The sequence below is a fragment of the Microbacterium sp. SORGH_AS_0862 genome (genome assembly GCF_030818795.1).
In the GTDB taxonomy this organism is placed as follows: domain Bacteria; phylum Actinomycetota; class Actinomycetes; order Actinomycetales; family Microbacteriaceae; genus Microbacterium.
On sequence record NZ_JAUTAY010000001.1, the window covers coordinates 1,618,240 to 1,642,856 of the forward strand.

Here is a 24,617-nt window from a genome sequence, read left to right on the forward strand (position 1 = left end):
CCCTGGCAGAATCCGGGGCGAGTCGGCGGCTCGCGCTCAGTTCGCGCCCAGGAGCGGGTTTGGGGTGGCCGACGGCGACGGCGACGGCGCCGGCGCCTGCACGTTCGCCTGGGCCGGCGGCGACGTCTCGGAGTTCCGCGTCGTACCGTCGCCCGATCCGGAGCAGGTGACGGTGTAGCTGACGATGAGCACCTGTCCCGTGTTCGTCCCGACCTCGAGCGGGATCGGACGCTGGTTGGGGCCCGCCGCGGCGGTGGACTGACCGGTCGAGGTGAAGATGCCGTTGACCGCGGTGAAGTTGTAGCTGACCACGGATCCCGTGCCCGACGGGCAGGTGAAGCCGTCCCAGTTGATCTGCACCGTGGAGCCGGCGGCAACGGTGCCGGCCTTCGCACCGTTGACCTCGATGCGGGGTTCGGCGGGCGCTCCGATCGGAGTCTGGTCGGCGTAGACGGTCAGGGTGAGCTGCGAACCCTCGGGCGCGTTGCCGGTCGGGCTCACGCTGTAGACCACGCCCACCTGCTCGGGGCTCGGGGCGGGGTTGCCGGGGGTGCAGGAGGCCAGGAGTCCGGCCTGCTGCGCGATCCCGGTCGCCGCGTCGCAGGTCTTGCCCACCAGCTCGAGCGCGGCGACATCCACCGTCGTCGTGGTCGGGGCGGGAGTGGATGACGGGCTGGAGGCGGTCGAGCGCGTGTTCGTGCCGGTCGGTCCGGGATCCGAGCTCTGGTTGCCGAAGATCGCCCACAGGGTTCCGCCCAGCACGATCAACAGCAGGACGATGAGGGCGACGAGCGGCCACGTCCAGGGACTGCGCTTGCGTCCGGCCGGCTCGGCCACGGGCGTCGCCGCGGTCGAGGCGCTGAGCAGTTGCGTCGCGGCCTGCGTCTCCCCGACGCCCAGGAGCTGCGTCGCATCGTCCGCGCCCACGGCGCCGCCGATGGCAGGCACCGCCACCGTCGCGGCCGTCACGTCGCCGCGGCGCAGCGCGCTGGCGGCACGGGCGACGGCTGCGGCGGATGCCGGACGCTCCTCGGGCTTCTTGGCGATCATCGCCATGACGAGGTTCTGCACGGGAACCGCCACGGTGGGCGGCAGCGGCGGCGGCTGCTCGTTGATCTGCGCCATGGCGATCGCCACCTGCGACTCGCCCGTGAACGGGCGCTTGCCCGCGAGGCACTCGTACGCGACGATGCCGAGCGAGTAGATGTCGGTCGCAGGGGATGCGGGGTGACCCGACGCCTGCTCGGGCGAGAGGTACTGCACCGTGCCCATGACCTGACCGGTCGCCGTCAGCGGTACCTGATCGGCGATCCGCGCGATCCCGAAATCGGTGATCTTGACGCGGCCGTCGGGCGTGATGAGGAGGTTGCCCGGCTTGATGTCGCGGTGCACGAGGCCGGCGGCGTGCGCGGCCTGCAGTGCGGATGCGGTCTGCGCCACGATGTCGAGCGTCTTGTCGGTGGACAGCGACCCCTCCCGCTCGAGGATCGTGGAGAGGGCCTCGCCGGGGACGAGCTCCATGACGAGGAACGCGGATCCGTTCTCCTCGCCGTAGTCGAAGACGCTGGCGATCCCCTCGTGGTTCACGAGTGCTGCGTGACGCGCCTCCGCGCGGAACCGCTCGAGGAACCCGGGGTCCCCCATGTACTCGTCCTTGAGGATCTTGATCGCCACCGTGCGCCCGATGACGTGGTCAGTGGCTTCCCAGACCTCGCCCATACCGCCGATGGCGATGCGCGAATCCAGCTCGTAACGCCCACCGAACGTCGCTCCCTGTGTCGGCCTCATCGTCCCAGCACCGCCTCCATGACCTTCTTTGCAATGGGCGCTGCGATGGAGTTACCGCTGCCCGACTGACCTTGCCCGCCGCCGTTCTCGACGACCACTGCGACCGCGACCTCGGGGTCTTCTGCGGGCGCGAATCCGGTGAACCAGAGCGTGTACGGGTTGGACCCGCCGTTCTCCGCCGTACCTGTCTTACCGCCCACGTCGACTCCGTCTATTCTTGCATTCGACGCCACGCCGTCACTGACATTGGCGACCATCGCGCTCGCGAGCTGGTTGGCGAGATCCTCATCCAGCGCCCGCCCGAACTCGGTCGGCTCGAACTGCTGCTGAACCGACAGATCCGGTCCGATGACCTGGTCCACCATCTGGGGATTCATGACCATCCCGCCGTTCACGATCCCGGCCGAGACCATGGCCATCTGCAGAGGCGTCGCACGCACGTCGCCCTGACCGAAGCCGGTGAGGGCCGTCCTGTCGTCGCTGAGTGCGGCGGTGGGGTAGACCGAGGGCGCAGAGTCCACAGGCGTCGCGAACGAGGTGTTGAAGCCGTACTTCTGCGCCTCGGCGCGGATCGCATCGTCGCCGAGCTGCACGGCGAGCTCCGCCATCGGGATGTTGCAGCTTAAGCGCAGGGCGTCGGCGAGGGTCACCGTCTCGCCTGCGCCGCACGCGCCGCCGCCGGCATTGCTGATCGAGGTCGAGGTACCGGGGAGCGTGTAGCTGGCGACATTCGGCAGTGTCGACTGGAGGGTCCAGTCGCCCGAGGCGAGAGCCGCGGAGGCGACGACGAGTTTGAATGTGGATCCGGGCGGGTTCATCTTGCCGGCGATGGCACGGTTGGACATCGGCTGCAGGGCGTTGTTGATGAGGTCGTTGTACGAGGCCTGCACCGCGGCGAGGTCGTGCGAGGCGAGCAGGTTGGTGTCGTAGCCGGGCTTGGAGACCATGGCGAGGATGCGGCCGGTCTTCGGCTCGATCGCCACGACCGCTCCCTGCAGGTCGCCGAGTGCGTCGTACGCCGCCTTCTGCACGTTCGCATCGAGGGAGAGGACGACGTTCGAGCCCTGCGGGGGCTGCCCGGTGAAGATCTGCTCGACACGAGAGAAGAACTGGCCGCCGCCGGTTCCGGAGAGCTCGCGGTTCATGGCCTGCTCGATGCCTGTCGCCGAGCCCAGCGCCGCGTTGATGTATCCCGTCACGGGCGACCACATGTCGGCATCGGTGTAGCTGCGCTGCCAGCTGTACACGTCGTCGCTCGGACTCGAGGAGGCGATCGCCGCACCGCTGGCGATGATCGAGCCGCGCTGGATCTCGTAAGAGTCGTAGAGTGCGCGCCGGTTCTCGCCGTTCTCGGCCAGGGCCGACGCCTGGAACACCTGGATGACGCTGGTCGAACCGAACAGCACGAGGAACATGGCCAGCATCACGAAGCTGAGCCGGCGGACTTCGCGGGTCATCCGATCACCACCCGAGGCTGATTGCGCACCGCATCCGAGATGCGCAGGATGAGCGCGACGATGATCCAGTTCGCCACGAGGGAGGAGCCACCGGCGGCGAGGAAGGGCGTCGTCAGGCCGGTGAGCGGGATGACGCGTGTCACGCCGCCGACCATGATGAACACCTGCAGGGCGATCGTGAACGACAGTCCCGTCGCGAGGAGCTTGCCGAAGTCGTCCTGCCCGGCGACGCCGACGCGCAGTCCGCGGCTCGTGAAGACCATGTAGAGACAGAGGATCGCGAAGACGCCGATGAGCCCGATCTCTTCGCCGAGGCTCGGGAAGATGTAGTCGCTCTGCGCCAGCGGCGTGATCGAGGGGCGGCCCTGCCCGAGGCCCGTACCGAGAAGACCGCCGTGCGCCAGACCGAAGATCCCCTGCACGAGCTGGTAGCTGCCACCCGTGCGGTCGATGATCTCGGGGTTGAAGGCGTCGAGCCAGTTGGCGAAGCGCCACCCCACGTACGTCAGCACCTGGGATGCGGCGACGGCGCCCGCGACGGCGAGTCCCACCCCCAGCAGCACCCACCCGGTCTTGCCGGTGGCGACGTAGAGCATCGCGACGAACATGCCGAAGATCAGCAGGCCCGTGCCGAGGTCGCGCTGGAGCACGATGATGCCGAGCGAGATCAGCCAGACCACCAGGATGGGGCCCAGATCGCGGGCGCGCGGCCAGGTGATGCCGAGGAACTTCTTGCCCACGGAGGTCAGGCTCTCGCGCGTGCGCACCAGATAGCCGGCGAAGAAGATGGCGAGCGCGAGCTTGGCCAGCTCACCCGGCTGGAACGAGAAGAACCCGAGTCTGACCCAGACGTCGGCGTTCTGGTTGGTACCCAAGCCCGGGACGAACGGCAGGAGCAGGAGGGCGACACCGATGAAGCCGGAGACGTAGGTGTAGCGGAACAGCACCCGGTAGTTCCGTAGGAAGAGGACGACGGCGATCGCGGCGGCGATCGCGATCGCCGCCCACACGATCTGACGCGTGGAGGCGGCGGCCCACCCTTCGCTGTCGATCTCGATGTCGATGCGGTAGATCATCGCGAGGCCGAGCCCCGTCAGCACGGTCGCGATCGGGACCACGAACGGATCGGCGTCGTGAGCGACGAAGCGCAGCACGATGTGCAGGGCGAGGGCGAGCACGCCGAGTCCGCCGGAGTAGTAGAGGAAGCTCGGGTCGATCGCTCCCTTCGCGCCCAGCTGCACGAGTGCGACCGCGGCGCCGTTGATCGCCAGGGCGAACAGCAGCAGTCCGAGCTCACGGTTGCGCTGCTTCTGCGGCATCCGGATGCGGCGCAGCGCACGCAGCACGGAGGTGTCGGTGGCGGGGGCTTCGGCGGTCATCACTGCCCCTCTCCCGGTCGGAGTCGGTCGACGATCAACTGGGCGTCCGCGAGGGAGCGTGCCGAGATGGTGGATTCCACGCTCTGCCGGTCGAACGGGCTGAGATCGGCCAGAGCGATGTCGGTGTCCTCGTAGACGCTGGACAGCGAGATCGGTCCGATGCCCTGCTGCACGCCCTGGTAGATCACGACGGAGTCGTCGTCGGCGCCGACGTAGTAGCGCGTCTGCGTCCAGCTGTAGCCCGCGAACGCGGCTCCGGCGAGGGCGGCGAGCACGAGCAGCAGCCCGACGAGCCAGCCGATGCGGCGGCGACGAGCGCGTCGGCGGTCCTCCTCGATGAGCTCCTCGAGGAACTCCGGGGCCGGCTCGAAGTGAGTGGGTTCGTTCGCCGCCTGGCGTCCCGGATGCAGCCACGACGAGCGGCCCGGACGGGCGGCGGGCACGACGACCCCCGTGGGGTTGGAGGCAGAGCCGACGATGGTGGGGGTTCCGGAGAAGACCGGATGGTGACCGCCGATGTCGACGATGACGACCGTCACATTGTCGGGAGCGCCCGCATCCAATGCCTGCTTCAGCAGCAGATCCGCGGTGCGTGCGGGGGCCTGGCCCGCGGCGAGGGCCTTCTGGGTGTGTGCGTCGTCGACGACGCCCGACAGGCCGTCCGAGCACAGCAGCCACCGGTCGCCCGGACGCGTCGGCATGATGAACGTGTCGATCTCGGGATCGGGATCCATGTCGCCGAGCACCCGCATGAGCACCGAACGTCGGGGGTGGTACCGCGCTTCTTCCGGCGTGATGCGGCCGGAGTCGACGAGGCGCTGGACGAACGTGTGGTCCGTCGTGATCTGCGTCATCGCGCCATCGCGGAACAGGTAGATGCGGGAATCGCCGATGTGGGCGATGACCGCGTAGTCGTCGACCATCAGCAGCGCGCTGACCGTCGTGCCCATGCCGGCGAGGGCGGGGCGCACGCGGACCGTGTCGATGATGTCGCCGGCGGTGTCGGTCACCGCCTGCTGGAGGGCGCGCTCGGCGTCGACGGTCGAGGCGAAGGGGCGATCGAGCTGGGCGATGCGTGCGATGGCCAGGCTGGAGGCGACGTCACCGCCGGCGTGGCCGCCCATGCCGTCGGCCACCACGAACAGGTTGGATCCCGAGTACCCGGAATCCTGATTGTTCGAGCGAACCTTTCCGGTGTGCGAGAGTGCGGCGCTCGAGCCCTGGAAGACCATCTCTACGGATCAGCCCTGGAGCTCGAAGGTCGTCGCGCCGACCTTGATCGGGGCGCCCACCAGGACCGGGACGGGGCTCGCGACGCGCTCGCCGTCGTGCCAGGTGCCGTTAGTGGAGTCGAGGTCCTGGATCATCCACTGGTCGCCCCAGAGCATGAGACGCGCGTGGTGGCTCGAGGTGTAGTCGTCGCGGATGACGAGACCCGACTCGCTCGAGCGGCCGATCGTCAGGGGCTCTGTGCCGAGCGGCAGCTCGAGGCCCGCCTTCGGTCCGCTCGTGATGACGATGCGGGACACCGCATCGGTCGTCGCCTTCTGACCCTTCGAGGACTTGCGCGGTGAGGCCTTCGGGGCGACCGGAGCGGTCGCGACCGCAGCGGGCGCGGGAGCCGCGGCGGCGGCCTGCTCGGGCATCTTGCGCACGCGCACGCCGAAGAGGTCCGCGCGCAGCGAGTACACGACCGCGAACACGAAGAACCACAGCAGCAGCAGGAAGCCGATCTGCAGCAGCAGAAGCGGGAGCTCGTTCATCAGGCCTTCCCCCAGCGGTCGATGTCGTCGAGCGAGAAGGCACGCGTCGCGTCGTCGTCGACGGGCGCCGCGCGGCCCCCCGTGGCCTGGGCGACGATGCGGAACACGATGTCGGTGCGCCCGATGGAGACGGTCGCATCGGGAGGCAGCGGCGCCTCGTCGATCTTCCGGCCGTTGAGCTTCGTGCCGTTCGTCGAACCGAGGTCGCGCACCATCGCCCGCTCGCCGTCCCAGAGGATCTCGACGTGCTTGCGGCTCGTGCCCGAGTCGGCGATCGTGATGTCGGCGTCGCTGCCGCGGCCGATCACGGTGCGGGATGCGGTGAGCGGATGCCGCTTGCCCGCGATGTCGAGCACGGCGCTCCAGGCGACCCGGCCCGCGGCGGTCGAGGACTCGACGCGCACCTGACCGGTCGACAGATTCGCGCTGCTCGACAGTGAGATCGAGAGGGGCCCTGCGAAGGTGTATCCCTGTGCGCGGGCGTGCTTGTTCACGAGCGCGTCGAGTTCGTCGGTCAGCGAGGCGCCGAGCGCCCGCATCCGCTCGTAGTCCGCCGGCGCCAGCTGCACCGTGAGGGTGTTGGGTGCCAGGATGCGCTCGCGCGAGACGACGGCGGCCTTCGTGTCGAGCTCGCTGCGCAGTGCGGAGGCGATGTCGACCGGCTGGACGCCGCTGCGGAAGGTCTTGGCGAACGCGCCGTTCACGGCGCGTTCGAGACCTCTCTCGAAGCTGTCAAGTAGTCCCACGCGACTCCTCAGGCGGCTGGACGGGTGGCACCATCGTAGTTGTACGCGCTGAACAGGCCATGCAGGACTTCCGCAGGAGGCCTGCGCGGCCGACTTCTCGGGTCGTGATCGGGCATGATACGATCGGCAGGTTGAGTTCGCACATCTCTGATGAGCGACTCGCGCGAGTGGCGGAATAGGCAGACGCGCTGGCTTCAGGTGCCAGTGCCCGAAAGGGCGTGGGGGTTCAACTCCCCCCTCGCGCACAGACAGAACCGGTCGGGATTCATCCCGGCCGGTTCTTGCGTTCACGGGCGCGTTCCGCCGCAGCGCCGCCACATCAGGGAGCGTCGGTCAGAGATCCTGGATTGTCTCTCGCACCTTGTCGGCTGCTTCTCTGGGCGTCACTGACGGGAGGCATTGGTGGTCCAGTGATGCACTCCACTCCTCGGTCGACGGGAGCCGCGCAAATGAGACCTTGGACGCGCTGGTGTATGGCCCCCACCGCCCGAACACTTCGGATGCGTTTGCGTCGATGTATCCCGCCTCGGCGAGAGCCCACAGATCATAAAGGTCGCGCGGAGCCCCGCGGTCGTTCCACGATGCGAGCTTCGACGCGACGAACGCCGCAGGCGTGAGCACCCGCAGGCGCGCGGGCGGAGCATCGCTGTAGCGCTGTTCGATGTTCACGACCTCGGTTGGCCAACGCGGATAGCCCTCAGACGAGAGCAGCTGGATCTGCACGCGCACGTCACCCACCTGCATGACCGAGGGGTCCGGGTGCTTCGCGTCTCTCAACCGCGGCGTGAACGTGACCTTGCCGAAGCTACGACGTAGTTGACGGGTGAGTACGTTCTCGATCTCGTCGGCGATGGCTGACTTGTCTCCGAACGCGATGAGGTCGATGTCCTCGGATAGGCGCAGGTTAGTGAGGTATGTCCGGGAGAGTGCGGTGCCGCCGAAGAAGACTTCTCGAACCGTTCGTTGACCTGCCAACGTTGATCGTCGGCCCTCCACTCAGCCATTCGCCACCTCCAGTCGCTTCAGCACGTCCCGTGCGCCCTTCGGCACGATTCGCGCGCGCGCGACGACTTCGGCGAACTCCTCGGGCAGGACCTGTGCCGTGAGGTTCTCAATGGCGCCGGTGACCTCGCGCCCCAGTCCTTCGCGATCCGTGCGGCCCAGCAGGTCGAAGAGTGTCTGCTCGGGTGTGGTGACGAGCCCGTCGCCGAGTCCGGTGCGCTCCAGGACGAGCTCAAGGGCCTCCATCCTTCGCGGCACAAACTTGACGAGACCGCCTCCGTCGATGGTGACGGGGGCGTAGCCGCGCCGTGGCACGGCAACTGTGGCGATCCCGACGGCTCGCGGGATGGCCGCCCAATGGCGCGCAGCGCTGATACCCATGAGCGCAGCTTCTCGCGCACCGAATCGTGCCGTTGCTAGGGCGAGCGCTGCTGTCTCCAGTGGTGGCTTCCACCTGCGACCATCGCGGCCATCGGGGGGTGCGGTATAGACACCATGCGTCAAACGCACGAGTGCGCCTCTCTCGACCAGGCGGTCCATCGCTCGCCACGTGTTCTGCGTCAGATCGGGCACGTCTTTGAGGCGTAGCGTGCGGAGCGGAGCGCGCGCCACGGCGCGTACGATATCGACGTCCGCGGTCATGATGACTCCTTTAGTCATCGCAAGTATACGATCAGCGTAGATTTACGATGAGTAAATTGAAATCGCCGGGGTTCCGCGCCGACGGACCATTCGACTCATCTCAGCGCCGTCACCACTCTTCACTCCCACTCGGCCACATGAACGGCAATCCCCTCGCGGTGCCACGCACGTCGAGCGCCACGCTTGAGGCGCTCATTGCAGTAGGCGCCGCAGACGTGACGGTCACGATGAATCCAATGCGTCTTTGCGGGAACCGGCGCATTGCACCAGATGCACGGCTCGCCGCCCGATGCGCGACCCGACGGATGGGCCAGGGCCCTGCGGTACCAGTCCCAGAAATCCTCACCCGGTCCGTTCCCCGCCTGGCTGACTACCCAGTCGGGCACCTTCGTTCGAGCGTTCCGCGCACCCAGACGCGCACGCAACTCCTGTTCCCCGATGGTCATACGGGTGATGAACGCTTCCTCCGTGATGATCTCGAGTTTCTGGCCGGCATCAACTTGCGCGAATGCCTTCGCCAGCTTCGACGAGAACGCGGCGCCCGGACGGAACGTCCGCTCATCGAAGTCGCCGGTCACAAGGATGCTGGTCGTCTTCGTGACACCCTCCTGCCACTTGCCGCCTTGCTCGACGACGAGCTCGCGCGCACGGTCCCTGACCATCATTTTCAGCGCTCCCGTGAAGCAGACGACCTCTCCGGCGAAGCCCGTGCCGATCAGGTCGTCGCTCTCGGCCGACAGCTGCGCGAATAGCATGTCGTCGCGCTCCGTCCACGTCGGAATCCTCGGCACCCGGAGATAATCGCTGAGGTCTGCGACAGAGTGGACGCCGGCCCGCGCCGCGAGGGCGATAAGGACCAGCGCGGAGGCGCGAGCATCGGCGAGCGGATCATGGTGGTCGAATGCAGGCAGCTGAAGGTGCTCCACCACCCACGGTAGCGAGTAGGACGGGATCTTGATGCTGGCCCGTGCCAGCTGCAGCGTGCACAGGCTCGAAAGCGCGGGGAATTCAATGTCGTGCGCGCCACACGTGTTCAGGAGCACCGACATATCGAACGCGGCGTTGTGGCCCACGACGACGTCATCACCGATGAACGTGCGGAGGTGGCCGTACACCTCAGGCCAGCCGGGAGCGGACTTGACGTCGTCGAAAGTGATGCGGTGCACCCGAACGTTGCCCGGCTCGAAGTCATCCAGCTCCTCAGCTGGCCGAACCAAGGTGGCGTACTCGTCGACCACCTGACCGTCGCGAACACGGACGGCGCCAACTGCGCACGCCGACGCGTGCGATCGATTAGCGGTCTCGAAGTCGAGCGCGACGAAATCCAACCCCATCAATGCCTCCCAGATCTGGGACAAGTTTGCGGAAGCCCGGTCAGGATGCGCTCTGACGGCAGCGCAGCGGCACCTCGAGCTCGACGACGTCGCCGGTCAGCGGCGGGAGGGCCTCGGCCATCTCGATCTCGTCGCCGAGCAGCGCGGCGATCGCGGTCTGGAGTGCGGCGGGCACCTCCTCGACGCGGGTCGCATCGAGTTCGACCTCGCGGCGGGCTACCGCGTCGCCGTCGCCGTTGATGAAGCGGAGTGTCGCCCGCCAGGCGGCTTCCGCGTCAGATGGTGCGCTCAGGCGCGCACGGATGTAGCCGGTCTCCTCCACGATGTCCCCCTGATGTCGTGAGAGTGCGTTGCTCTTCTTTCCTACACTGCCGATGTTTCGCGCAGCGGCGGCGGCACCTGGCAGTGCGCTGGGTGTCCGGCCGTGTCGCGGCGGCTCACCCGGCTCCGGCCGATCCACGGACCGACGACGGCGCTGAGGGCGCCGGGACGTCCAGACGGTTGCGCACCCCCCAGAGGGCGAGCTGCGTGCGATCCTGCGTGCCGGTCTTGCGCATGGCGGATTGGAGGTGCGACCGCACCGTGTGCACCGAGACGTGCAGGTGCGCGGCGATCGCGTCGCTGCCCGTGACGCCGACCGCCAGAGCCGCGACCACCCGCTTCTCGGCGGGCGACAGCGACTGAAGCGCATCCGCATCCGCGGCGGCCGGGCGGCGGCGGACGAGCTCCTTGAGGATGGATGCGGTCACGCGCGACGACACGAGCGCCTCACCGCGTGCGGCAGCGAGGATGGCGGGCAGCAGCTGGTCGGAGTCGTGGCTCTTCAGCAGGTATCCGACCGCACCGGAGTCCAGCGCCTCCAGGACGAGCTGGTCGACTGCGAAGCTCGTCATCACGATGATCGCCGGCGTGGCCCCGTGCGCATCGCGGCGCAGGATGCGGGTGGCCTCCAACCCGTTCATCGCCGGCATCTGCAGGTCCATAAGCACGACGTCCGCGCGCTCCGCCCGGGCGAGAGCGACCGCATCCTCTCCCGTGGCCACTTCGCCGACGACGTGGATCTGGGCCGTCTGCTCGAGCTGGAGGCGCAGGCCCCGTCGGACCGCGCGGTTGTCGTCCGCGATGAGGACGCGGATGGGCTGCCGGTGCGTGTCCACGTCAGGCCTCGACCAACGCGACGGGCAGGCGGGTGCGTACGTGCCAGCCGCCCTCGGATGTCGTCGTCGCCGTCAGCGAGCCCCCCAGCAGCTCGGCGCGGTCGCCCAGTGCGGTGAGCCCCCATCCGAGTCCGATGCCCGGATGGCGCTCGGCGTCGTCCGGCCCGGGGGCGTTCACGACGCTGATCTCGAGCACACCCTCGGAAAGTCCGACCGTCACCTCGACGCGCGCGCCGGGCGCGTATTTGGCCGCATTCGTGAGGGATTCCGCGATGACGCGGTACGCCGTCGTCGAGACGACGGCGGGCAGATCGTCCGGGTGCGCCGTGCTCACGAGCCGCACGTCCGCGCCGCGCGCCCGCCAGAACTCGATGAGCTCCGCGGTCTGGCGGAGATCCCGGGTGACTTCGATCGGCCCGGAGTCCACCGCCCGCAGATCCTGCAAGGCGCTGGCCAGGCTCGCAGCCGCGAACCGGCCCTCGGCGCGCACATCCTCGACGAGCTCGAGCGCATCGGCGGGATGCGCCGGCGCCATCTTCAGCGCCGCGTCGGCGAGGGTGATGAGTCCGGCGAGGTGCTGACCGGCCACATCGTGGAGCTCCTGGGCGATGCGCGCGCGTTCGGCCGCCCTCGCCTGCTCGATGCGCTCCTCGTGCTCGCGCTCGACGGCTTCGGCACCGCGTCGAGCACGATCTGCGCGTGAGACCACGACGTGCCACCAGATGCCGAGGGCGGCGGCGGAGAAGGCGAGGAGCGCGAAGCGGGTGATCTCCGCGATGAGGAAGGCGACGATGTGCGCGGGGTTCTCGCCGAGCGTCATCGTCCAGCCGACCCACACGAGCGCGATCGCCGAGGTGATGAGCGCCGCCCATCCGAGCGCGAGGACCGGGGTCGCACGCGCGGCCACGAGGAAGAGCGCCAGCACGATCACCAGCTGCATGGCGGCGAGCCACATCGGGGCGTTGGTGACGAACAGCAGCGCCACATAGGCGGCGATCGTCGCCGTCAGAGCCAGGACAGGATGCCGGGCGCTGAGCGCGAGGCTGGCGGATTGGAGCATGCACCCGAGCGTGAGTGCCGTGATCATGACGGCGGGGCTCAGTGGGAGTGTCCAGGCGACGCTGGTGTCGACGAGGGCCGAGATGGGCGTGACCAGCACCTGTGCCAGTGTCGCGACGCACATGATGGCCGCGAAGATCACACGGGTGCGCCAGCGGTCGAGGAGGGCGAACGGTCCGGCCGATGCGTCGGCGACGGATGGGGGGACTGGTCGCATCCGGTGCCGGCCCTCTCGTCTCGTCGGAGTGGGGCTTCTCCGCCGCCGATCCTATGGTGGACCGCCGCCGTCGTGCGACGGCAGGATTCGACCGCAGGACGAGGGCATTTCATCCATACGGATGATGACGGCCCGCATCCGATCGGGTTGTCTGGAACCGTCGCCGCGGATGCGGCGGTGTCGCTTGGGGGGAGAGCCCGTCATCACGCCGCGTCGGGCGGTCGTGACGGGATCGCTGACACCGCTGCCCGCGGCCTCGGTGGGTGCCGCTCGGGTCGCGGCGCCCACCACACCTCGCGCGCCGCATCCGATACTGGAGACGGCGACGCGGAGGATGGGCACATGCAGGAGTCAGCGCACACGGCAGAACTCGGCTTCGGTCTCGCGGCCGTGGGACGACCCGCCTACATCACGAGCGATCGTGAACACGACCTCGGAACCCCCGCGGCACGATCGGTCGCCGCCCTTCGGAGCCGGGTTCATGCGCTCTTGGACACCGCGTGGGCGCTCGGCGTCCGCTACCTGGATGCGGCGCGCTCCTACGGCCTGGCCGAGGAGTTCCTCGGCTCCTGGCTCGCCGCGCATCCCGAACGTCGCGGGTCGCTGACGATCGGCTCCAAGTGGGGTTACGAGTACGTCGGCGGCTGGGATCCTGCGGCCGGGATCCACGAGCGCAAGCAGCACACCCTCACGATGCTCGACAGGCAGTGGCCAGAGACGCTCGCCGCCCTCGGCGGCCCACCGGACTTCTATCTCATCCATTCCGTCACCCCCGACTCCCCCGCACTCGCCGACGCGGCGCTGCTGGAGCGGATCGGCGAGATCCGCGACGCCGGAGTCCGGGTGGGCATCTCGACGAGCGGACCCCGCCAGGCCGAGGTCATCGACAGGGCGCGAGCGGAGCACGGCGACCTCTTCTCCGTCGTGCAGTCCACATGGAACGTGTTCGAGCCCTCGGCGGGCCCCGCTCTGGCGCGGGCGCACGAGGAGGGGTGGACCGTCGTGCTGAAGGAAGTGCTGGCCAACGGGTGGCTGAGCGACGCCCACGCGCCGACGGTGGTCCGGGATGCGGCGCGCACCGCATCCCTCACGGTCGACGAGTATGCATTCGCGGTGTCCCGTCGCCAGGAGTGGGCCGACATCGTGCTCAGCGGCGCCGCCACCGACGACCAGCTGCGTCGCGGAGTCGAGCGCAGCGCGCAGGCGGGTGCCGTGCCGACGCCGTCGTTCGCCGTCGAACCGGAGAGCTACTGGCAACGGCGGTCCGCCCTCGACTGGGCGTGAGGTCCCTTGCAGGAGAAGCTGAGTGTTGCTTATGCGATGACACCGATCTGTCCCCCATATGGGGGACAGGGGTACTCTGGTTGCACGAGCCCTTCACCTCCCCCAATCGAAGGGCTCCACGGCCCCCTCCGCTCCCCCCAGCAGGAGGGGGCCTTTCTCATTGGCTCCGTCGACGGTGGTACGAGCGCAGGATCGCATCGCCTCGCGCGGCGTTGCGGCTGACGAGGGCGCCCCGCAGGGCTTCCCCGGCTCGGCGCCCCGTGTCGGAGGTGACGTCGATGAACGCCCAGCCCTGCAGATTCCGCTCGAGGGTGAGTGACGTCTCGCGGATGAATCGGCCGAGCACGATGTTGCCGGTGGCCATCGAGAGCGTCCGGAAGAAAGCGGTCGATGCCTCGGTGTGCCCGGCTGTGCCGACGGGAGTGGCGAGCATGCGGTCGTAGGCGGCGACGAGGAGGGCCAGCTGTTCGTCCGAGCACGTCGGCAGTCCCGCACGCAGAGCCTCCGCCGTGAAGCCGACGATGAAGGCGCGGGTATCCGCGACGAGGCGTTCGGTGGGCACGGTGACGCGGGTGAAGCGGTTCGCGGAGATCTCCACGAGTCCGATGCGCTCCAGTCGCTGCAGCGCCTCTCGCACCGGTGTGCGCGAGATGCCGAAGCGTTCGGCCAGCTCCACGTCGCGCAAGGACTGTCCGGGGGCGAGCTTCCCGTCGCGGATGGCGCGACCGAGCAGCTCGAAGACCTCGTCTCCGAGCATCCGGCGACGGCGCGGCGGCCGCGATGTCGGGTGGTCGGCCATGGCGCGACCAGTCTACGGCGACGCCCGCCGAGCGACCGCGGAGTTCTGCCCTGTCGCCGGGGAATCTCTGTGGCGATCCGGCGGCGACACAGTAGAGTGATCGCTGTCGCGCTCCGCGCGACGTATCCGGGGGGATCCGTCGACGCCCGGGCCTATGAGCTCTGCTCGGCCCGGGCGTCGAATGGTTAACGGCCCGCGTCGCCCGTGCAACGATTTCGTCACCATCTGCAACTCTTCCCCACTGACCACTCCGCGCCGCTACGGTGGGAGGTCACTGGCGCAGAGGGTGCCGGACGCACAAGAAGGCAAGGCATGAGCACGACGGGTACGGTCAAGTGGTTCAACTCCGAGAAGGGTTTCGGGTTCATCGCTCCCGATGAGGGGGGCGCGGACGTCTTCGCTCACTTCAGCGCGATCGACGGCAACGGATACCGCTCGCTCGAGGAGAACCAGCGGGTCGAGTTCGAGGTCGAGCAGGGCCCCAAGGGTCTGCAGGCAGCGAAGATCCGCGCTCTCTGAGGCGCGAATCGACAAGAGGGACGGGATGCCTGGCATCCCGTCCCTCTTTCGTTCGCGTCAGGAGGTGCCGCGGACGAGCTCGAGACCGGCGCCGGCGAACTGACGCAGGGTCGCCGTGGGCAGGAAGGCCCTCGTGAGCCCGAGGCCGATGCGGGTGAGGTCGCTCTCGTCGCGGTAGAGCAGGTACATGGTCTCGTACCGCGGGTGGAACTTCTCCTTGAAACGGTGCAGCGACTGGAAGCCGTACACGGGCTCCAGCGCCTCGGCGAGCTTGCCGCTCAGCTCGGCGATGAGTCCGGCATCCGGCGGATAGTCGTGGGCGAGCGGCGCTCCCGACAGCGACATGATCTGCGCACCCTCCTCGGAGAAGGCTTTGGCGGATGAGCCGATCAGGAACTCCATCACCGGACCGAAGCCGCCCTCGCGTCGACGCATGAGATCCAGCGTCCAGCCGTGGATGCCGCCGCCCGCTGCGTAGACGGGGAGCCACGACAGGAACCCGTCCACGTCGCCCGCGGGTGAGATCGCGAGCGCGAGACGCACCTCCGGGTCGGCGGCTTCGGCCAGGGTGCCGAGGGTGAAGCTCATCTCGGGGAGGCCCTTGTCGCCCACCCAGCTTTCGGAGATCGCGCGCAGTTGGGCGCGGATCCCCCACGGTTCGTCCGCGAGGCGCGTGAGCCGGAACGTCATCTGCTCGCGCCCCGCACGGTTGAAGGAGGTGCGGACGGCGTTCCAGGCCTTGCCGGTGAACTCGAGTCCGGGAAGATCCACGATCGTGTCGTCGGCCACCACGAGGCTGCGCCAGCTCTCGGGGACCGCGTCACGGGTCCGTTCGCTCGCGCTGAAGAAACAGGGAACGAGACCGGCGCGCTCGGCCGAGTCGATGAAGGCCGACACGGCGGCGCGCGCGTCGGCCTCCGGGCCGATCGGATCGGCCAGCGCGAGCGCGACGGAGGCGCGACTCTGGAACGCGACGATGCTCTCCGACACCCGGGCGTAGTGGTTGCCCTCCCAGGTCGTCATCCACGACAGCGTCCCCCCGCCGAAGCGGTGCAGCTGTTCGCGCAGTGCGGTCTGATCCGGCGCGGGCGGTTGCCCGATGCGGGTGCGCCGGCGGGCGCGGAAGGCGCCACGAACCCAGACGAGGTAGATGAGAACGAGCAGCCAGAGCACGCCGGTCGCCAACGACAGCGAGGGATCCCCGGAGAGGACGTCGGCCGCTTCCGCCCACCCTGCCAGCGTGACCAGCAGGGCGAGGGCGACGAACAGCAGCAGGTTGATCGCGGTGATGACCAGACCCAGGACCCAGGCCCATCGGCGACCGCGCCGCAGCCCGTCGGCGATCAGCGCGACGACGGCCACGTCGACCGCGACGTCCCAGACCGACCCGGATCCGGGCGTCGTGGATCCGAACGGCCCGCTGGTGGGAACCACGAAGACGATGACCTCGAGGACGGCGAGGATGGTCAGCGCGAGGAAGGCGACGAGCCGTTGCTCCCGCACGGTCGTGCGCTGCGGGCGCAGCGAGCGGTCCACGAAGAGCACGAGGACCACCGCCAGCAGGTGCTCGATGTCGTCGAGATTGCCCCAGAAGAGCATCGTGACGAAGACGAAGCCGAGAAGCAGCAGCCAGACGCGCATGCGCCACGGGGCACGGAGAAGCCCCACGGCCGCGGCGATGGCCGCGAACGCGCCGCCCGAGGGGCCGACATCCAGAGCACTCGCCTGCGTGAGCGCCCAGGGCCAGCCGGTGAGCGAGAGTGCCCAGACGAGAAGGGCCGCCGCCAGCACGGAGAACAGCTGGCCGATCGTGAAGTAGGCCAGCGCCACGCGGGTGCCGCGGCGGAACTCGAGGTACGCCATCCCCGCGAAACTCGCCACCGCGAACAGGTAGAGGCCGGGGTGGCCGACCAGGAAGGTTCCGGTGACCGGCGTCCACCAACGTCCGGCCTCGAGGGCGGGCCAGCCGTAGGCCCACAGCTCCATGCCGGGGTTGCGGTGGAAGGGATGCCAGAGAGCACCGGTGGCGATCCCGGCCACGAGCAGCGCGGCGACCAGCACGAGCGTCGCGGGCACGCGCCGGGCGATGCGCATCGCGGCGCGCGGTCTCGGTCGGCTGGCGGCCTCGTCCGTCGTCATGCGCTCACGATAGCGACGCGGAGGGCTCAGCCGTCGGAGTCGACCAGCAGCAGTGCGTGGAGTTCGTCGGCGTTGTCGACCACGGCCTGGGCGCCCTCGGCCTCGTGCGGCCAGCTGAAGCCCCACCGCACGAAGATCACCGGTACGCCGTTGGCCGTCGCGCCGTCCACATCGTGGTGCCGATCGCCGATCAGCACGGGGCGCGAGGTGTCGACCCCGGCCGCCCGCATCCGCCGCAGAGCCTCGGCGACGATGTCGGCCTTCGTTGCGAGCGTCTTCTCGTCGGGGGTCGCCCCCGTGATGGCCGTCATGTGCTCCGCGAGGTCGAAGTGCAGCATCAGGGCCTGCACCTGGTTCTCGGGCTTGGAGCTGGCCGTGCCCTGGGGGACTCCCGCGGCAGCGAGGTCGTCGACGATCTGCTTGACCCCCGGATACAGCTTGACGTCGGTCGTGTAGCCGTCGGCCTTGCCGAGCTCGCGGTAGAACGTGACCGCGTCCGTGGCGCCCTCCGGCGTCATCCCGGCGTGGTGCTGGAAGGACTCGTACAGCGGAGGCCCGATCCAGTGCACGAGCTCGGCGCGCGTCGGCGCCGGAAGTCCGAAGTGCTCGAGCGTGATCGTCAGGCGGCGCAGGATCCCATCGGACGCGTCGACGAGCGTGCCGTCGACGTCCCAGAGGATGCAGGAGAACGGGGATCCGACGGACATGGTTCCCACGCTATCGTGCGCCGGCGAGGGGTCAGCCCGTCCGGGCAGGTCGCGACGGGACGGAGCGACTCAGAACAGCGTCGGCAGTCCGCTGTCGATGCCCTTCATGGCCTCGTAGTCCAGGACGACGCAGTCGATGCCGCGATCGGTCGCGAGGGTGCGTGCCTGCGGCGCGAACGCCTGAGCCGCCAGCACACCGCGCACGGGCCGCAAGTGCGAGTCGCGGTTGAGCAGGTCGAGGTACCGCGTGAGCTGCTCGACGGCGTCGATGCCCGCTCGCCGCTTGACCTCGACGGCGACGTGCAGCGCGCGCGGCGTCTCGTCGTCCAGGGCGACGACGGTGGCCGCATCCGGATCGCGCAGCATGAGATCCACAGGACCGATGGCGGTGGGGAACTCGCGGCGCACGAGGGTGAGGTGCTCGCCGATCACCCCCACCTGCTCGGCCAGCAGACGCTGCAGGTCGGCCTCGACGCCGTCCTTCTGCAGGCCGGGGTCGACGCCGAGCTCGTGGCTGGAGTCGTGGATCACCTCGTAGAGGCGCACGAGCAGCGCGTCGCCGGTCTTGGCGTGGGTGACACGCCACTGCTCGATCACGCCGGCGCTCGCCGCATCCTCATCGGGCTCCTCGACGGCCAGCGAGCACGGCGGGCTCATCCAGTTCAGGGGCTTGTAGGAGCCGCCGTCGGAGTGCACCAGGAGGCTTCCGTCGCCTTTGTGGACGAGCAGGCGGGTTGCGAGGGGAAGGTGGGCGTTGAGGCGGCCGGTGTAGTCCACGGAGCAGCGGGCGATGACGAGACGCACTGACCTATTGTCGCAAGTCTGCGCAGACGTCAGACAATCATGAAGAGATACCTCGGCGACCCCGAGGTTCAGTCGCCACTGTGCTACTCAGGGCGTCGAGCTCACAGCATGAGATTCGTTGGATAGCTTGAGACGGTGTTCGTCTTGACAAGACGCCGTGCTGGCGCGGCCAGGAAGGTGCCGATGCATGCGCGAGCTGGCCGGTTGTCGAACCGGGGCAGGTTGACATGCGCGAGCCTTCGCTAGCCGAATCTGCCGTTGCAACTAGCGACCGATTTTCGTCGCGCCCTGAACCTTCTTGCCGGTGACAGCTGTCGGGCGCACGACGGTTGACTTTGTCGCCTTCGTTCCAGCAGTGCTCTTGAGCACGCCGTACCCGCCCGACGTCTTAACCACCCGCCATCCCTGCTTCGCCATGGCGCAAGTGTACGCGCGAACGACGACATCCTCGCTGACATTCTTCATTCGGCGACCCTGACGTCGTCGTCCTGACCGATTTCGAATGCGATGGACATCATCTCGGCCACCAACTCGACGAGCGCTACGTCGCCGTCATCGAAGGATCCAGCCTTCGGGGCGTCCAACGTCACCATCCCGTATGAGCCCGACTCTGTCCAGACGGGTACGGAGATGTACGTGTTGTAGCCGGACATGGTTCCGTCGTAGCCTGCGGGACGCTTCCTCTGAAGGTCGGGATAGAAGCCCACAGCCTTCTTCTCGATGAAGGAGAGAGCGGCGTCCCCTCGCGTGGTGCCCTGGACGAATGGCCGCGGCCGTTCTCCACGCCCGCTGTGCGCGATGGAGTCCATGCTCACGGGCTCGCTGTCAGCGTTCAGCAGGTAGATGACTGCGCGAGGGCGGGCGACGTGATCCGCCACGACCGATCTAAGTGCGGTGGCCGCGGTCTGCGCAGTCGTCTTCAGGTATGCCTGCCGAACGTCATGGGGCTGTCTAGCCATATCGGCGGTGGTCGACGCAAACGGCATGAGTTCATCTCGAAGCTTGACGAGTTGGTTTCGTCTGGCCCTATCGATGGAGGTACCGCGTCGATACTCGACGATCTTGCCCGCCACCGTGACACCGACCGCGGTGGCTACGCAGGCGATCCCGCCGGCAAACAGCCAGGCCTGAATGCCAGTTGTATCCCGAATACCCCAGGCGATCAGTTGCGCACCTGCGAAGCTGCCGACCACCGGGACAGAGGCGGAGATAACCGGCCATATCCAACCGCCTCGTTTGCTCATTTCAGCATCGTATGACGCCGCGGGTGTCCGGCTGCCTCCGAGAGAGTCGGGGCTCGCCTTAGGCTCGAGAGGTCACTAAGGGGTCGTCAGCCCATCAGAACTGGGATGTCAGACTCGGCTTCTCCTCGCGCCGTGCACATGGCCCGGTGCATCCATCCATCCGAGGTCGGTAGCAGCGCATAACTAGCGTTCTCATCGTCTCAACTGAGGTCGGGTCGTGCGTGTTTAACCGCCGTGGGTGTCGGTGCGCCTCGCTATGGTTCATGCAGGGGTGAGGGGCACCTCAGGATCGGGATGTCCGTGGACTGGTTTTTTGATGGGCTAGGCACGCTGCTCGTCGGCTTCCTGGTGGGCGGTGCTGGGGGCAGCGCTGTGACGTGGCGCATCATGTCGAAGCGCTCAAGGGTCACTCAGAAACAGAGGGCTGGCGACCACGCGAGTCAGATGCAAGTTGGCCGGGACGCGAAAGGCAAGGAGCGGTGACTTCCGGTCAGAGCCAGAAGGGCGGCCAGGGGTCGCAGCAGATGCAGGTGGCCGGCGACTACATCGTCAATGTCGGCGTCACCGAGGAGCGGGCCCGCGAGATCGCCAGAGAGACCTCCCGAGAAGTTGTCCAGCAGCACACCGCGGAAGCTATGGATCTGGTTGTAGAACGCATCGAGAAGCTCGACACTCGGGTCGTGGCCGTACTTGGTTCCCAGGATCGTCTGAGTGCATTCGCTGATCCTGGCTTTATCCGCACATTCAAGAAGGCGCAAGAAGGTGCCGCTGCCAGCGAGCGGGAGAGTGATTACGCCATGCTCGCTGCACTACTCGCTCAGCGTGCAGAGAAGCCTCGCGATAGGCCGGTCCGGGCTGGGATTGAGCGGGCGATCGAGATTATGGATCAGGTTGACGACGATGCATTGCGCGGCTTGACGATCGTCCATGCGTTGGGCCAGTGGATCCCGAGGTCGACGAACATCAGCCAGGGCATCACGACGATGGAGAACATCTTCGCCGACCTCGTCGACGGCCCGCTGCCAGAGGGACGCGATTGGATCGATCACCTGGACATACTCGATGCTGTGAGAGTCAACAGCCTCACGGAGTTCAAGCCGTTTGATGAGTATTATCCTGCTCGGTTCCCCGGTTATGTCGCTCCTGGCGTCCTAAAAGAGGAGGTGCCCCCCGCGGTAGGCGGCTCGTTGGAGTCGCTCCCCTGGGATCCCTTCGTTGAGGAGCACGAGCTCCGCCCCGGCTACGTGCGTCTTAGGGCAGTTGCTGAGCATGTTTTCCGCGAGACTTATGTGAATGGCGGGATGGAAGATGTCTGGGTCGACGAGATTGTGGCGCAGGGGATTGCGACGTTCGGGCTCGGGACGATAGATGAAAACGCAAAGATTGCGCTCTCATCTCGGCTGCGGAGTGAGCCAACCATTGGCTCGATAGCGGACTGGTGGGGTCGGTTGCCTCACCACTTCAACATTACGGCTGTCGGTAAGGCGCTCGCGACGGCTAACGCCTTCCGTCTCGATGAAACTAAGCGCCTGCCTCGACAGGACGACACACCGCCCCCGCGCAAGGTTGGGCCAGATCCCGAGCCCGCTGCACCGGATCACTAAGGACAGTCGTTTTGAGTCCTCGGAGCAATGCCTAAGCGACTGCGCGACTACTGACTCGACGTGTCCATGCCGGATTGCCGGGAGTTAAGCGGCGGGCTCATCCAGTTCAGGGGCTTGTAGGAGCCGCCGTCGGAGTGCACCAGGAGGCTTCCGTCGCCTTTGTGGACGAGCAGGCGGGTTGCGAGGGGAAGGTGGGCGTTGAGGCGGCCGGTGTAGTCCACGGAGCAGCGGGCGATGACGAGACGCACCCGAAGAGCCTAGTTGCCCCGGGGCCCGCCCACGACGCTCACAGCAGATCGAACAGGCCGAGCTCGGTCGCCGCCGCACGGGCGAGCAGGAATCCGATGACGCCGAGGATCCACGATGTGGTCTCGCCGGCCGTGCGCGCGAACCATGCCGCGAGTCGCTCGAGGGGGCGCTCGATCAGGCGCGCCGCGACGACTCGCAGACCCAGCAGCACGAGCGCCGGCAGGATCATGACGAGGCAGTAGGCGGCCAGGGCTCCCACCTGCACCGGGAGCGTGAGCGGCGACTCCGCGAGCAGCGTCATGCCGATCAGGTACGGGAGCATCGTCGCCAGCTCCACGATTCCCGCCGCGATCGCCACGGTCATGACGGTGCGCGCCGGCACACCGTCGGCGACCAGCCGGTCACGCCACCGGACGATGCGACCGGGGCCGGCGTCGGGGTGCTCCCGCATCCGCTTCTCGTTCGCGGGGATGGCGAAGGCGGCAATCAGCAGCGCGGCGCCGACCACCAGGCGCACCACCGCCCCGGCCGTCGAGGAGAAGAAGTCGCCGACCACGTCGATGACGTTCATGAGCCCGAGCAGGAACAGCACCCCGACCGCGAGGTAGAAGAGCGAGATCGTCGAGAGGTAGAGCAGGTGGCGCCCGACGCGTACCTTGCCCGGCGCGATCATGAGCAGCAGCGGGATGACGAGGGTGCCGACGCTCAGTCCGTCGACGAGGGCGAGCACGAACAGGGTGAGCGGCAACGGGGCGCCGGGAATGAGGTCCACGCTCCGAGTCTTCGGCGGGGTCGCGATCCGCACATCGGGCGAAGGACGCACCCGCTCCCCGGCGCCTCCGTCCTTCGACGGATGCCGCAGGCGTATGCCTGTGCTTGCATGAAGGCATGGGCGAAGCAGAGGTCTCCCGGCTGCGCGACTGGGTGCGCCGGCACCGGGGACCCGCCGATGCACTCATCTACCTGCTGATCGCGCTCGCCGCCGGCGCGCTGGGACTCACGGTGTCGGGCGCCATCGTGCCGAGCGTGTTCGCCGCCGCATCCCCGTGGTGGGCGTTGATTCCCGCGCTCGCCGCCGTGGCACTCGTCCTCGTGCGTGATCGGTGGCCGATCCCCGCTCTGATCGCCGCGGCGATCGTCATGGCCGTCGACGTCTTCGTGTTCGGCGGGCTGGTCCCCCTCATCGTGGCCGTCGACGTGCTGTACGTCGCCACCCGCGAGACGGAGCGCCGACGCCGCATCCTCGTGGGCACGGTGTCGGTCGTCGCGGTCATGGCGATCGCCGCGGGATGGATCACCGGCGACGCGCGCGCCGCCTTCCTCGTCGCCCTTCAGCTGGGGGCGCTCGGCGGGCTGGGGTACTGGTACGGCACGGCGGTGGCGCAGTCGCGGGAGCTCGTCGCGCTGCACCGACGCCAGGCGGAGGACGCGCGACGCGAGGGTGCGCGGCAGCGGGATGCGGCGGTGCAGGGCGAACGCGACGCCATGGCGCGCGAGCTGCACGATGTCGTCGCCGGCCACGTCGCGGCGATGGCGATCCGTTCCGAGGCGGCGCTGTCGATGCCGCCGGATCCGGATGCCGATCGCGCTGCACTCCGGGCGGTGCGCGACTCGTCGCGAGAGGCGCACGACACGCTTCGCACGATGATCGCCGTGCTGCGCGACGGCGGCACGCAGATCGCGGCGCCGGCGGGGGTCGCGTCGATCGACGACCTCGCTGAGGCCGCGCGCCGTTCGGGACTGCAGGTCTCGCTCGAGAACGAACTCGACGCCGATCTCAGCACGCCCGTGGACCAGGCCGTCGCCCGCATCGTGCAGGAGTCGCTGGCGAACTGCGTCCGTCACGCTCCCGGGGCCGAGGTCCGCATCCGTCTCGTCGAGGAGTCCGGGGAGGTGTCGGTGCGGGTGGACTCCCGCGGAGCATCTGCGCCGCCCGCTCGGCTCGTCGGGAACGGCTGGGGCCTCGAGCTGCTGCGCGAACGCGCGAAGGCCCTGGGCGGGCGGCTGGATGCCGGCCCCCGTGCCGATGGGTGGCGCGTCGAGGCCCGCATCCCGGCGGCGGTGCCCGGATGACCGCGCCGCGAGTGCTCCTGGCCGACGACCACGCCGCCATCCGCGAGGGGTTGCGGATCATGCTCGTCGCCCACGGCGTCGAGGTGGTCGGCGAGGCGGCCGATGGCGCGGTGGCGGTGCGCAACGCGCGAGCCCTGCGGCCGGACGTCGTGCTGATGGACCTGCGGATGCCGGGCATGGACGGCGTGGAGGCGACCCGCCGCATCCGCGAAGACGACACGAGCGACGTGCTCGTGCTGACGAGCTTCGACGAGGACGAGCTGGTGGACGCGGCGCTCGACGCCGGAGCCGTCGGGTTCCTGCTGAAGACGGTTTCGGCGGCGGCCTTGGTGGATGCGGTGCACAGCGTCGCCCGCGGCGACGGGGTTCTCGACCCGCGGGTGACCCGGCGGGTGCTGGCCCGGCGGACGCGGCGGGCGGAGCACTCCCCCGCCGCTGCGGCGCTCGACGCGCTCACGCCGCGCGAGCGCGAGGTGCTCGCCGCCCTGTCGGAGGGGCGCTCCAATCATCAGATCGCCGCGCTGTTGAAGATCTCCGTGCCGACGGTGAAGACGCACGTGTCGAGCGTACTGACGAAGCTGGGTGCGGAGAGCCGTTCGCACGCCGTGGCGATCGCCCGGGGCGACGCGGGACGCTGACGACGGCGGCGCC

The 24,617-nt window shown here is 68.5% G+C and carries 24 protein-coding genes, 1 tRNA gene and 1 pseudogene; 6 read left to right on the forward strand and 20 right to left on the reverse strand.

Annotated elements, in window-relative coordinates; genetic code table 11:
* Positions 1 to 36: 36 nt before the first annotated feature.
* From QE377_RS07760 to QE377_RS07785, 6 genes are read right to left on the reverse strand one after another with little or no spacing between them, the layout of a single operon-like run.
* Positions 37 to 1,788 carry a serine/threonine-protein kinase gene (locus QE377_RS07760; protein ID WP_307321456.1) on the reverse strand — a complete coding sequence of 584 codons (1,752 nt, stop codon included), beginning with the start codon at positions 1,786 to 1,788 and terminating at the stop codon, positions 37 to 39.
* Positions 1,785 to 3,245 (reverse strand): penicillin-binding protein 2, encoded by a 1,461-nt coding sequence (locus QE377_RS07765; protein WP_307321459.1) that lies wholly within the window; start codon positions 3,243 to 3,245, stop codon positions 1,785 to 1,787. Before QE377_RS07765 ends, QE377_RS07760 begins: the two co-directional genes overlap by 4 nt.
* Entirely contained in the window at positions 3,242 to 4,624 is a 1,383-nt protein-coding gene (locus tag QE377_RS07770) for an FtsW/RodA/SpoVE family cell cycle protein (RefSeq protein ID WP_307321464.1), read from the reverse strand. Before QE377_RS07770 ends, QE377_RS07765 begins: the two co-directional genes overlap by 4 nt.
* Positions 4,624 to 5,856 carry a PP2C family serine/threonine-protein phosphatase gene (locus QE377_RS07775; RefSeq protein WP_307321467.1) on the reverse strand — a complete coding sequence of 411 codons (1,233 nt, stop codon included), beginning with the start codon at positions 5,854 to 5,856 and terminating at the stop codon, positions 4,624 to 4,626. The genes QE377_RS07770 and QE377_RS07775 overlap by 1 nt, the downstream gene beginning before the upstream one ends.
* A 9-nt stretch (positions 5,857 to 5,865) precedes the next feature.
* Positions 5,866 to 6,387, reverse strand: a complete 522-nt coding sequence (locus tag QE377_RS07780; protein WP_307321471.1) for an FHA domain-containing protein — start codon at positions 6,385 to 6,387, stop codon at positions 5,866 to 5,868.
* A complete protein-coding gene (locus QE377_RS07785; RefSeq protein WP_274286753.1) occupies positions 6,387 to 7,133 on the reverse strand; it encodes a DUF3662 and FHA domain-containing protein in 747 nt (248 codons plus the stop codon). Before QE377_RS07785 ends, QE377_RS07780 begins: the two co-directional genes overlap by 1 nt.
* A gap of 161 nt (positions 7,134 to 7,294) precedes the next feature.
* On the opposite strand from QE377_RS07785, the gene QE377_RS07790 reads away from it, so the two are divergent.
* A tRNA-Leu gene (locus tag QE377_RS07790) sits at positions 7,295 to 7,378 on the forward strand.
* A gap of 88 nt (positions 7,379 to 7,466) precedes the next feature.
* Here the strand turns inward: QE377_RS07790 and QE377_RS07795 are convergent.
* From QE377_RS07795 to QE377_RS07820, 6 genes are all read right to left on the reverse strand, one after another.
* Positions 7,467 to 8,129, reverse strand: a complete 663-nt coding sequence (locus QE377_RS07795; protein WP_307321475.1) for a nucleotidyl transferase AbiEii/AbiGii toxin family protein — start codon at positions 8,127 to 8,129, stop codon at positions 7,467 to 7,469.
* Positions 8,130 to 8,777, reverse strand: coding sequence for a hypothetical protein (locus QE377_RS07800; RefSeq protein ID WP_307321479.1), 648 nt, complete (start codon positions 8,775 to 8,777; stop codon positions 8,130 to 8,132).
* A gap of 119 nt (positions 8,778 to 8,896) precedes the next feature.
* Positions 8,897 to 10,111 (reverse strand): exonuclease domain-containing protein, encoded by a 1,215-nt coding sequence (locus QE377_RS07805; RefSeq protein ID WP_307321482.1) that lies wholly within the window; start codon positions 10,109 to 10,111, stop codon positions 8,897 to 8,899.
* Positions 10,112 to 10,151: 40 nt separating this feature from the next.
* A complete protein-coding gene (locus QE377_RS07810; RefSeq protein ID WP_307321484.1) occupies positions 10,152 to 10,433 on the reverse strand; it encodes a hypothetical protein in 282 nt (93 codons plus the stop codon).
* Between the two features lie 115 nt (positions 10,434 to 10,548).
* Positions 10,549 to 11,268: a response regulator transcription factor gene (locus tag QE377_RS07815; RefSeq protein ID WP_307321487.1), complete on the reverse strand. Its 720-nt coding sequence runs from the start codon at positions 11,266 to 11,268 to the stop codon at positions 10,549 to 10,551.
* Position 11,269: 1 nt separating this feature from the next.
* Complete coding sequence (locus QE377_RS07820; RefSeq protein WP_307321490.1) at positions 11,270 to 12,544, reverse strand: sensor histidine kinase; 1,275 nt, start codon at positions 12,542 to 12,544, stop codon at positions 11,270 to 11,272.
* 342 nt (positions 12,545 to 12,886) lie between these two features.
* On the opposite strand from QE377_RS07820, the gene QE377_RS07825 reads away from it, so the two are divergent.
* A complete protein-coding gene (locus QE377_RS07825; RefSeq protein WP_307321492.1) occupies positions 12,887 to 13,828 on the forward strand; it encodes an aldo/keto reductase in 942 nt (313 codons plus the stop codon).
* Positions 13,829 to 13,985: 157 nt separating this feature from the next.
* On the opposite strand, the gene QE377_RS07830 is transcribed toward QE377_RS07825, so the two are convergent.
* Positions 13,986 to 14,627 (reverse strand): GntR family transcriptional regulator, encoded by a 642-nt coding sequence (locus tag QE377_RS07830; protein ID WP_307321496.1) that lies wholly within the window; start codon positions 14,625 to 14,627, stop codon positions 13,986 to 13,988.
* Positions 14,628 to 14,939: 312 nt separating this feature from the next.
* Between QE377_RS07830 and QE377_RS07835 the strand changes: the two genes are divergently transcribed.
* Positions 14,940 to 15,146, forward strand: coding sequence for a cold-shock protein (locus QE377_RS07835; protein ID WP_137418469.1), 207 nt, complete (start codon positions 14,940 to 14,942; stop codon positions 15,144 to 15,146).
* A 57-nt stretch (positions 15,147 to 15,203) separates the two neighbouring features.
* Here the strand turns inward: QE377_RS07835 and QE377_RS07840 are convergent, their stop codons facing one another.
* The 5 genes from QE377_RS07840 to QE377_RS07860 all read right to left on the reverse strand — a co-directional run bounded on the left by QE377_RS07840 (position 15,204) and on the right by QE377_RS07860 (position 20,040).
* Positions 15,204 to 17,285 (reverse strand): bifunctional lysylphosphatidylglycerol flippase/synthetase MprF, encoded by a 2,082-nt coding sequence (locus QE377_RS07840; RefSeq protein WP_307321501.1) that lies wholly within the window; start codon positions 17,283 to 17,285, stop codon positions 15,204 to 15,206.
* 26 nt (positions 17,286 to 17,311) lie between these two features.
* A complete protein-coding gene (locus QE377_RS07845) occupies positions 17,312 to 17,992 on the reverse strand; it encodes an HAD hydrolase-like protein (protein WP_307321504.1) in 681 nt (226 codons plus the stop codon).
* Positions 17,993 to 18,061: 69 nt separating this feature from the next.
* On the reverse strand, positions 18,062 to 18,796 hold the full coding sequence (gene nucS / locus QE377_RS07850; RefSeq protein WP_307321507.1) for an endonuclease NucS: 735 nt from the start codon (positions 18,794 to 18,796) through the stop codon (positions 18,062 to 18,064).
* 264 nt (positions 18,797 to 19,060) lie between these two features.
* Positions 19,061 to 19,213, reverse strand: coding sequence for a hypothetical protein (locus tag QE377_RS07855; protein WP_307321509.1), 153 nt, complete (start codon positions 19,211 to 19,213; stop codon positions 19,061 to 19,063).
* 44 nt (positions 19,214 to 19,257) lie between these two features.
* Positions 19,258 to 20,040, reverse strand: a complete 783-nt coding sequence (locus QE377_RS07860) for a GAF domain-containing protein (RefSeq protein ID WP_307321511.1) — start codon at positions 20,038 to 20,040, stop codon at positions 19,258 to 19,260.
* Positions 20,041 to 20,519: 479 nt separating this feature from the next.
* Between QE377_RS07860 and QE377_RS07865 the strand changes: the two genes are divergently transcribed.
* The gene (locus tag QE377_RS07865) at positions 20,520 to 21,644 is read left to right on the forward strand and encodes an LPO_1073/Vpar_1526 family protein (protein WP_307321514.1); all 1,125 of its coding nucleotides are present in this window, start codon (positions 20,520 to 20,522) and stop codon (positions 21,642 to 21,644) included.
* Between the two features lie 77 nt (positions 21,645 to 21,721).
* On the opposite strand, the pseudogene QE377_RS07870 reads toward QE377_RS07865, so the two are convergent.
* Both QE377_RS07870 and QE377_RS07875 read right to left on the reverse strand, forming a co-directional pair.
* Positions 21,722 to 21,892 (reverse strand): annotated as a pseudogene (locus tag QE377_RS07870) (endonuclease); the annotation flags it as partial.
* 38 nt (positions 21,893 to 21,930) lie between these two features.
* Positions 21,931 to 22,665 (reverse strand): GAP family protein, encoded by a 735-nt coding sequence (locus QE377_RS07875; protein WP_307321517.1) that lies wholly within the window; start codon positions 22,663 to 22,665, stop codon positions 21,931 to 21,933.
* A 116-nt stretch (positions 22,666 to 22,781) separates the two neighbouring features.
* On the opposite strand from QE377_RS07875, the gene QE377_RS07880 reads away from it, so the two are divergent.
* Together QE377_RS07880 and QE377_RS07885 are read left to right on the forward strand one after the other, a co-directional pair.
* On the forward strand, positions 22,782 to 23,966 hold the full coding sequence (locus QE377_RS07880; RefSeq protein ID WP_307321519.1) for a sensor histidine kinase: 1,185 nt from the start codon (positions 22,782 to 22,784) through the stop codon (positions 23,964 to 23,966).
* The gene (locus tag QE377_RS07885; protein ID WP_307321522.1) at positions 23,963 to 24,604 is read left to right on the forward strand and encodes a response regulator transcription factor; all 642 of its coding nucleotides are present in this window, start codon (positions 23,963 to 23,965) and stop codon (positions 24,602 to 24,604) included. The genes QE377_RS07880 and QE377_RS07885 overlap by 4 nt, the downstream gene beginning before the upstream one ends.
* The last annotated feature ends 13 nt before the right edge of the window (positions 24,605 to 24,617 follow it).